Origin of the sequence: Kitasatospora sp. NPDC056181 (assembly GCF_042266225.1) — a bacterium.
In the GTDB taxonomy this organism is placed as follows: Bacteria; Actinomycetota; Actinomycetes; order Streptomycetales; family Streptomycetaceae; genus Kitasatospora.
The window spans coordinates 1-8,973 of sequence record NZ_JBHJUK010000242.1; the positions used below are offsets into that span (position 1 = coordinate 1).

At 74.0% G+C, this 8,973-nt stretch carries 6 protein-coding genes; 1 reads left to right on the forward strand and 5 read right to left on the reverse strand.

Features of this window, described 5'->3' with window-relative positions:
• A partial coding sequence (locus ACFC1F_RS41610) for a ScbR family autoregulator-binding transcription factor (protein ID WP_376166807.1) occupies positions 1 to 621 on the reverse strand: 621 nt, incomplete at its 3' end.
• Between the two features lie 268 nt (positions 622 to 889).
• Here ACFC1F_RS41610 and ACFC1F_RS41615 point away from each other — a divergent pair.
• Positions 890 to 2,401, forward strand: coding sequence for a hypothetical protein (locus tag ACFC1F_RS41615; RefSeq protein WP_376166809.1), 1,512 nt, complete (start codon positions 890 to 892; stop codon positions 2,399 to 2,401).
• A gap of 363 nt (positions 2,402 to 2,764) precedes the next feature.
• On the opposite strand, the gene ACFC1F_RS41620 is transcribed toward ACFC1F_RS41615, so the two are convergent.
• The 4 genes from ACFC1F_RS41620 to ACFC1F_RS41635 form a co-directional block, all read right to left on the reverse strand.
• Positions 2,765 to 3,019, reverse strand: a complete 255-nt coding sequence (locus ACFC1F_RS41620) for a hypothetical protein (protein WP_376166812.1) — start codon at positions 3,017 to 3,019, stop codon at positions 2,765 to 2,767.
• Between the two features lie 314 nt (positions 3,020 to 3,333).
• Positions 3,334 to 3,759: a hypothetical protein gene (locus tag ACFC1F_RS41625; RefSeq protein WP_376166814.1), complete on the reverse strand. Its 426-nt coding sequence runs from the start codon at positions 3,757 to 3,759 to the stop codon at positions 3,334 to 3,336.
• Positions 3,756 to 7,109, reverse strand: coding sequence for an amino acid adenylation domain-containing protein (locus tag ACFC1F_RS41630; protein WP_376166816.1), 3,354 nt, complete (start codon positions 7,107 to 7,109; stop codon positions 3,756 to 3,758). Before ACFC1F_RS41630 ends, ACFC1F_RS41625 begins: the two co-directional genes overlap by 4 nt.
• A 130-nt stretch (positions 7,110 to 7,239) precedes the next feature.
• Entirely contained in the window at positions 7,240 to 8,778 is a 1,539-nt protein-coding gene (locus tag ACFC1F_RS41635) for a class I adenylate-forming enzyme family protein (RefSeq protein ID WP_376166818.1), read from the reverse strand.
• Positions 8,779 to 8,973: the final 195 nt, after the last annotated feature.

An 8,973-nucleotide genomic window follows, 5' to 3' on the forward strand; every position in this document is an offset into this window, starting at 1 on the left:
CGGGCGCGCGGCGGACACCTCCGCGACCACCCGGGCACCCCGCCCGGCGTCCATCTCCAGCGCGGCCAGCACGCCCGGCACCGCGACGGCCGGCATCAGGTGCCGGAAGAGGCCGGCCACCCGCCGCTCAAGGTCCGCACGGCCCGAGAGCTTCTGCGACTGGATCTGCACGCCCGTCCAGGCCGCCGTCACCAGCCACGCAGTGTCGGCCGGCACCACCTGCGGCAGAAGCTCACCCCGCTCCCCCGCCGCCTTGAGCAGGTCCTCCAGCCGCGCGATCCACCCCGGGATCGCCCCGCCGCCCAGATCGCCGTGGACGTCCGCCCCGAGCGACAGCCGCGCCCCCGCGCTCAGCAGCCGGTCGCGCGGCATCAGGTACGCCACGACCAAGCCGGTGTCCACGAACTCCTGGAGCTTGCAGGCCCTTTCGGGGATGACGTCCTGGACGAACTGTTCCTCCACCACGCCCTGCGCCAGCTCCCGCTTGGACGCGAAGTGGAAGTAGACCGCGCCCCTGGTCACGCCGGCCCGGGCCACCACCTCGCCGATAGTCGCCGCTTCGTAACCGAACTCGTCGAAGACCGAGGCCGCCGCCTCCAGAATCAGCCGGCGTGTCCGCACCGCCCGCTCCTGCCGCACCATACGACCACCCACCCGCCACAGCGATTGAACAAAACCAAACAGCCCGTATCTTAACCACCCCGATATTCCGGACCGCTGCCGCTGTTCCGCTGTCGGCCGACTGCATCCGGGCCACCAAGAAACCAACCGTGCGGTACATGATTCCGCTTCCCGGTGGACGGTAGCCGCGCGCGGGCCGGTGGCCTAGGATCCGGTGCCACATATTGGTCTGAACCACTTCGGGTGGGCGCGGACGGGGGATCTCCTGATGGACAACGGCAGAGGGCCGGCAGACGAGCGCCTGGAGGTCCGTTTCGACGGGCTCGCACAGGGCGTCACCGCGGCGACCTGGGGGCAGCGGACGATCTGGGCGCCGATCACCTGGTACGCGCCCGACGACCACTACTTCAACATCGCGCTGCCGTTGGAGCTGCGCCACCCCGTCGAGCCGGCCGCGTTCGGCGCGGCGGTGCGGTCACTGCTGGAACGGCACGAGTCGCTCCGCACCCTCTACCGCACGGGGTCCGACGGCGCCCTGGAGCAGGTGCTGCACGGGTCGGGTGTGCTGCACCTGCGACTGGTCCCGGCCCCGGAAGGCGAGCCGCTGTCCGCCGTCCTGGAGCGCGTCGCCTCGCAGGACAGGGCGATCCGCTTCGAGCTGCCGGCGACCGCGGACGGCCTCGCCGGCGGCGCTCTCCCGGTCCGGGTCAGTGCGGTCGTGGCGAACGGACAGGTCACCGGCGCCGTCCTGACCATGGCACACATCGCCGCCGACGGCACCGGAGCCCAGGTGGTCCGGGACGACCTGCGCCGCCTTCTCGCCCAGCAGCGCCGACGCCCCGGCACCCTGCCCCCGCCGGTGCCCGGCCGGCAGCCGAGGGAGCAGGCCGGATACGAGGCCGGCCCGCAGGCGGCCGCCCGCAGCGCGGCGGCCCTCGCCCTCTGGACCCGACAGCTGGCCGGCATCCCGGCCTCGCTCTGGCCCGAGGAGGCCGACCCGGAGACGAGCGGCCGTCCAGCGGAGACCGGCCACCCCGCCGAGGCCGGCGGCCCGGCGGAGACCGACCAGGCGGAGCCGAGCTCCGGGACGGCCGGCCCCGAGGAGACCGAGCGCTGGTGGGAGGGCCAACTGGACTGCCCCCGGCTGGACCTGGCGAGCCGGGCCGCCGCGGTGCGCACCGGAACCTCGGCCAGCGCGGTCGTCCTCGCCGCCGTCGGGCTGGAACTGGGCGCACGCACGGGCGCCACCGCGGTGCCGCTGAAGGTGATCCTGGGAAACCGGGTGAGCGAGGCCCAGCGGACGGCGGTCGGCGCCTTCGCCCAGAACGGGCTGGTCGTCCTGGGCGCGACCGGCGACTTCGACCAACTCGCCCGGGAGGCCTGGCGATCCCAGCTCCAGACCTCCCGACACGGCCACTACGACCCGGGCGCACTGGCCGCCGCGGTACAGGCGGAGGAGAAGCGGCGCGGCACCGCAATGGACCTCAACGCGCTCTTCAACGACCACCGGGAGCCGGAACGCTCCCCCGACCGCGCCGCCGACCGGGCCGGCAGGGGCCCGTCAGCAGAGCCCGTGGAGCCCGCCGACCTCCCGGCCGGACGGTTCGGCTGGCGGTCGCGGTGGGCACGGCAGGACTGCAAGTTCTTCTTCGGCCTGGCGCACCGCGACGGCGAGGCGGTCGCGACCCTACTGGTGGACACCCGCCACTTCCCGGCGGCCGCGGTCGAGCCGTTCCTGCGCGCTGTCGAGGAGCGCGTCCTGGCGGCCGTCACGGGCTGAGCCCGCAGGGCACACGAAAGCCCCGGCCCGCACACTCGGCGGGCCGGGGGCCTGGGACCTCACCCACCGATCACGGTGTGGCATCCGACTCGCCGCCCGGGGCTCGTCCCGCCGGGAGTGGTCGCGATGCCGACGCACCCTGCGGTGGTGGCCGGCCCCCGGCCTCGTCCGGAGCGGACGGCACCCTGCCCTCACGCCGGGTGCCGGCCCCGTGGACGCCCCACCAGGCCGAGTCATCCCACTGCCGGGTCTCCAGCCTGCACTCTCGATCCGGCCCCTGTTCGATCAGGGGTCGGATCGGGGTGCAGCGGGGAGTGCCCGGCCCGGCCGGCTGCCCCGCCGGGCCGGGCACGTGGTGTCCGGTCAGCTCACGCAGGTGACGACGACCACCCAGTAGCCGGGCGAGATCACGTCGCTCTCCGCGCCGCACTGGTCGTCGGTGTACCCCGCTGCATGTGCGGCCGCCCAGGCGCGGTTGCCGGCGTAGACCGGGTTGACGCCGTAGGCCTTGAAGTACTTGACGGTGCTGGCCGACGCGTTGGTGGCGGCACCTGCGAAGCCGAGCAGGGCTGCCGAGGCGAGAGTCACGGCGGCGATGCGGCGAGGAAGCGAAATCATGGCTGTTCTCCACTTTCCCTGGTGGATGGTGCGGGAGTCGGCACGTACAAGGTCACTGCAAGCTGGGACTGTAGCAACTGATGTGAATGACCGACAGACGTGTGACAGCTGAAATGAATCAGGATTCGAGAGTGCCCTCACAGTGGACATCGGATGGCGGACGATCTGCGCGACTTTGCAGGCCCACCACGGGAGCGACCGATGGCAGGGTGACCGGAACGGCTGGCCGGGATGGCTGGCCGGGGCCCCTTTTGACGGTTGACGGGCCCCGGCCGCTTGCCGATGAGCGCGGACGAGGGTGAGAACCGGCGTGCTCAGCCCGCTCCGGCACCCGCCTGCGCGACCCCGTGCTCGTCGCCCACGTTGCCATCGGCCACGTTGTCATCGGCCGCTTGATCCTCGATCCCGTGCTCGGTGGTCAGGTGCTCCGCGAGCGCGGCGAGGCTGCGCAGGAAGTCGCCGTCCCCGTCGAGGTCGAGGAAGACCTCGTAGCGGGTCTCCACCGCGTCCACCAGACGGAGTTGGACGAGCGAACCGATACCGAGGGCGACGAACGGGGTGTCGGCGTCGGCCAGCAGCTCGGCGGCGCTCAGCTCCCCGTCACTGGCGTCGGAGACGATCCCGGCCAGGACGCCCAGCAGGCCGCCCGCACGTGCGGAATCCGGCCGACTGCCGTTCGGGTCGTCGGCTGCCGGGTCGCGGCCAGTTCTCGGCTGGTCGGTGTTCAGGTGGTCCGTCACAACTGCTCCTTCACTGCCTCGGCGATCTCGGCCACGGTCGGGGTGTCGAAGAAGACGTCGAGGTCGACCTCCACGCCGAAGGACTTGCGGATCCGGGCGCCGATCTGGATGAACATCAGCGAGTGGGCGCCGAGGTCGAAGAGGTCCTCGTCCGCGGTGATGTCCGGGATACCGAGCACCTCGGAGCAGATCACGCCGAGCTCGGCGACGAGCGGGTCCGAGGCGGTTCCGACGCCCGGCTCCGCACCCTCCGGCTCCACCGCCTCCGACTCCACGACCACCTGAGCCGCCGCCGACTGGTCCACTGCCGACTGGTCCACTGCCACCTGAGCCACTGCCGACCGGCCCGCGGTCGCCGCCTCCGTGCCCGCCGGCACGCGCAGGGCACGGCGGTCGAGCTTGCCGTTGGGTGTCAGCGGCATCGCCGCCAGCAGCACGAACAGCTGCGGAACCATGGAGGCGGGCAGCGTCCTGCGCAGGTGTTCGCGCAGGTCCGCAGGGGTCGGCGGCTCCCCATCGGCCGGCCGGGCCACCAGGTGGCCGACCAGACGGGCCTCACCGGTGGCGTCCACGTCGACGGTGACGGCCGCCTCGGTGACCGCCGGGTGCTCCAGCAGCCGGGCCTCGATCTCGCCGAGCTCGATCCGGTGGCCGCGGATCTTCACCTGGTGGTCCATCCGGCCGAGGAAGTCCAGTTCTCCCTCTGCTGTCCAGGCGGCCAGGTCGCCGGTCCGGTAGAGGCGGGAGCCGGGCGGGCCGAACGGGTCCTCAACGAAGCGCTCGGCGGTCAGTTCCGGCCGGCCGAGGTAGCCGTGGGCGACGCCGTCACCACCCAGGTACAGCTCCCCGGCGACGCCGACGGGCAGCGGACGGCGGTGCGGATCGAGCACGTAGGCACGGGTGTTGGCGATGGGGCGGCCGATCCCGACCGTCTCCGGCCCGGCGGGGAGCTCGGCGCAGGTGGACCAGATGGTGGTCTCGGTGGGCCCGTAGACGTTGAACAGCCGCGCGGTCCGCGCCCGGAGCTCGCGGGCGAGCGGCAGCGGCAGCGCCTCGCCGCCGACCAGCCCGGTGACGGCACCGGGACCGGGGTCCTCGGCGCCGGTCAGCAGCACCCGCCAGCCGGAGGGGGTGGCCTGCACGTGGGTGACGCCCTCACGGCCGATCAGCGCGTTCAGACCCGGGCCGTCCAGGGCGAGGCCGTCCGGCGCCAGCACCAGCCGCCCGCCGGTGATCAGCGGCAGGTAGAGCTCCAGCCCGGAGATGTCGAAGGAGAGCGAGGTGAGGCCCAGCCAGACGTCGTCCGGCCCGGAGCCGAGCCGGTCGGCGAAGGAGGTGAGCAGGTTGACCAGCGCACGGTGCCCGACCGCCACGCCCTTCGGACGGCCGGTCGAGCCCGACGTGTAGAGCACGTACGCGCGGTCCTGCGGGCCGGGCGCGGTGACCCTCCCGGTCGGCTCGCCCGGGCCCGTCGGCTCGTCCAGCCGCACCACGACGGGCGCGGCGGCGGCGACCTCGGCGGCCGGTTCGCCGTCGGCGAGCAACAGGGCGGCGCCGGAGTCGGCGAGGACGAAGGCCAGCCGGTCGGCCGGATGGCTGGGGTCGAGCGGCAGGTATCCGGCGCCGGTGCGCAGCACGGCGAGCAGGGCTGCCGGGAGCCGCAAGGTGCGGTCCAGGTGGAGCGCGACCAGCGAGCCGGGTCCGACACCCAGCGCTGCCAGCCGTCCCGCGAGCTCGACGGAGCGCTCGCGCAGTTCGCGGTAGCGGAGAGAGGTGTCGGCTGCGGTGACCGCGATCGCCTCCGGGGTCGTCTCGGCCTGCGCGTCGAACAGGTCGACCACGGTGCGGTCCGCGGGGTACGGGCGGGCGGTGTCGTTCCAGCCCTCGGTGACCAGCCGGTGTTCGGCCGCGTCGAGCAGGGGCAGGGCGTCGACCGACGTCGCCTGGTCGGCTATCGCGGCGGCGAGCAGGGTCTCGAAGTGGCCGGCGATCCGGTGGGCGGCCTCGGGGGCGAGGACCACCGGGTCGTACTGGAGGCTGAGCAGGCAACCGTCGGGGGCGTCGACCACCTGGAGGTGCAGGGTGTTGCGCGCGGTGTGGTTGAAGGCCATCCAGTCGACGCGGGCGTCCGTGCCGGTGAAGACGGGCTCGCCGGTGCGGCGCCGGTAGCCGAAGGAGACCGGGGTGAGGCCGACCCGCGGGGTGAGGCCGCCGACCGCGGCCCCGAACGGCACGGTGCGGAACCGGTACAGCTCGCGCAGGCCGGCCCGGACGGCGGCGGCGAACTCGGCGAACCCGGGTGCCGTCTCGCCCGCGGGCGGCGCGTGGTGCGGCAGCTCGTTGACGAACAGACCTATCGCCTCCGCCAGTTCGGGCGTCCGGGTGGAGAGCGGCAGGGCCACCGGCACATCGCTGTTGCCGTAGCGGCGCAGCAGGACGTGCACGGCGGTGAGCAGGAACTCGAAGGTGGTCACGCCGCAGGCGCGGGCGGCCGCGCCGAGGGCGGCGTGGTCCAGCGGGCGGGTCACGGCCTGGCCGGGGCCTGCGCCGCGAGCGGTGCGCCGGATGCCGGGCAGCAGCACGTCGGTGGGGTCGGACCACCGCGGGCCGAACCAGTCCGCGGCCTCCTTCACCAGCGCCGGGTCCGGGGCGGGCACGACCGGGTGGCCTTGCCCGGCAGGGGAGTTCTCCTCCGGCCCGCGCCCGCCACCCGCCACCCGGGCGTTGTAGGCGGCGGCCAGATCGGCGACCAGGACGTCCTTGGAGACGCCGTCGAAAACGGCGTGGTGGGCGACGATCAGCAGATCGGCACGCCCGTCGAGGCCGTGGAACAGGGTGAAACGGACCAGCGGCCCGGCGTCCAGGGCGAACGGACGGACGGTCTCCTCGGCCAGCAGTGCGGCCAGGCCCTGCGGACCGCCGGAGGCCGCGTCGACCTCGGTGACGGTGAACCCGGCCTCACTGGGCCGGAGTTCGAGGGTGCCGTCGTGCTCCACCAGCACCGACCGCAGCGCCGGGTGTCGGCCGGCCACGGTGGTGCAGGCCGCGGCCAGCGCGGCGGCGTCCACCCGGTCGAAGGTGATCCGCAGCGGCAGGTGGAGGCCGGACCTTGCGGCACCAAGGCGTTCGGTGATCCAGACGCCCTGCTGTGCGGGGGACGCGGGAACAGCGGGAACAGCGGGCCCGAGGGCGGCGGGCGCGGGGACGGCGGGCGCGGGGACGGCGGGCCCCTGCATGGCAGGCGCGTCGGTGGACCCGTCGACGGCAGGCGCGTCGGTGGGTGCTGCGGCGGGGACGGCGGCCGCGGCCGCAGCTGCGGCCGGCCTCGGGTCCAGGGTGCGGTCAGGCATCGACAACTCGCTTCAGGGGTCGGGAGGTGCCACGGAGTGGGGGCGCGGGCGGGCGCGCCCCGGCAGACGCGGGTGGGCGAACGGCGGCGCGGTCGGGCCGCCGGTCCCTGCCCGGCCGCACGGTGGCCGGTCAGGCCGGCGCGGCGAGCAGGTCGCGCACGGCGCGCTTGAGCGGCTTGCCGCCCTCGTTGCGCGGCAGTGCGTCCAGAACGGTGATCCGGGTGGGGATCTCGTGGGCGGCCAGCCGCTCGGCGAGGAAGATGCGCAGGCCGGCCGGGTCGAAGTCGGCGCCGGGGACCGGGACGACGGCCGCGCCCACGCCCATCCCGAGCACCGGGTGCGGGAGGCCGACCACCGCCACCTCGGCGACCGCCGGGTGCTCCAGCGCGGCGGCCTCGACCTGGAGCGTGGAAACCTTGTGGGCACCGGACTTGATGACGTCGGACTCGCGGTCCACCAGGTGCAGGTAGCCGTCCTCGTCGAGGAATCCGACGTCTCCCATCCGCACCCAGCCCGAGCGGAAGACGGCCGCACCGGCCTCGGCGTCGCGGTAGTACGCGCGCTGGGCCCCTGGGGAGCGCAGGTGGACGTCGCCGGTCTCCCCCGCCGGCAGCGGGCGGCCGTCGGGCCCCGCCACCATCACGCTGCCACGCGCGGCCAGGCCGAGCGCGGTCGGGCGCGCCGGGTCGTAGACCATCGCGGTCTGGGCGGGCGCGGCCTCGGTGGAGGTGTAGTAGTTCACCACGGTGGCGTTGGGAAACGCCCGGGTGAGCGCGGTCGCGACCGTGGGCGGCAGAGCGGCCGCGGTCGAGCCGAGCAACCGGACCGAGGAGAGGTCGAAGCGGCTCTGGACACCGGCGTTCAGCAGCTCGGCGGCCATCGCCGGGACGACGAAGACGCTGCCGACCTTGCGCTGTTCGATCAGCCGGGCGAACCGGCCGGGGGTGAAGCGGGTGGCGACCAGGGCCGCCGGGTGGGCGTCCAGGGCGTTGACCAGCATGGTCTGTCCGGCGTTGGTACCGACGGCGAAGGAGTGCAGGAACTCCTCGGAGTGGGTGAGCGGCCGGTGCCGGGCGGTCGGCCGGGTGCCGTGCACGACGTTGCCGTGGGTGGCCAGGACGCCCTTGGGACGACCGGTCGTGCCGGAGGTGTAGAGCAGTTGGGCGGGTGCGTCCGGTCCGACCGACGGCAGCGGCCCGGTCTCCGCACCGGTTTCCGTGCCGTCCTCCGCACCGGTCCGCGCACCGCTCCCGGTCACCGCCTCCGCTTCCGCGGCGAGCTCGGGCGGGGTGGTGGCCCACCACGGGCCCGCGGGGACGGCGGCGGCCGGGCCGGCGATCAGGCCGGACGCCTCGCAGTGTCCGAGGACGTAGGCGACCGCCTCGGCCGGCTGCCGGTCCGAGACCGGTACGGCCACGCCGCCCGCCCGGGTCACCGCGCAGTAGTGGACGGCGAAGTCCGGCCAGTCGCGCAGGCCGAACAGCAGACCCACCCGGTCGCCGGGCCGGACACCCCGCCGGACCAGGGCGGCGGCCACCGCGGTCGACCGGCCCTGCCACTCGGCGAAGGTCAGCCGCTGTCCGTCGTCGGTGCTGATCGCCGTCCGCTCGGGCTGCGCCGCCGCCCTGATCTCCAGCAGGCCGTGAACGGTACGCGCGAGTGTCCGCACAGCGGGCCCGGACGATTCGACGGCACGTGAGGTCGCGCCAAACTCGGCTCTGTGCATGGAACTTGACACTCTCCCCGTTGTTTCCTCAAGTCCGCCCCGAACACCCCTCCACGGAGCATTGGTCCAGACCTGGCTGAGAGATTGGCATAGACCACCTATCGGGTCAAGGATTCGAGAGGATCTTCCGGCGGAGCC

Bases quoted from the DNA above. Each gene is read 5' to 3' on its own strand.
- ACFC1F_RS41620 (WP_376166812.1), bottom strand. From the start codon at position 3,019: ATGATTTCGCTTCCTCGCCGCATCGCCGCCGTGACTCTCGCCTCGGCA.
- ACFC1F_RS41615 (WP_376166809.1), top strand. From the start codon at position 890: ATGGACAACGGCAGAGGGCCGGCAGACGAGCGCCTGGAGGTCCGTTTC.
- ACFC1F_RS41630 (WP_376166816.1), bottom strand. From the start codon at position 7,109: ATGCCTGACCGCACCCTGGACCCGAGGCCGGCCGCAGCTGCGGCCGCG.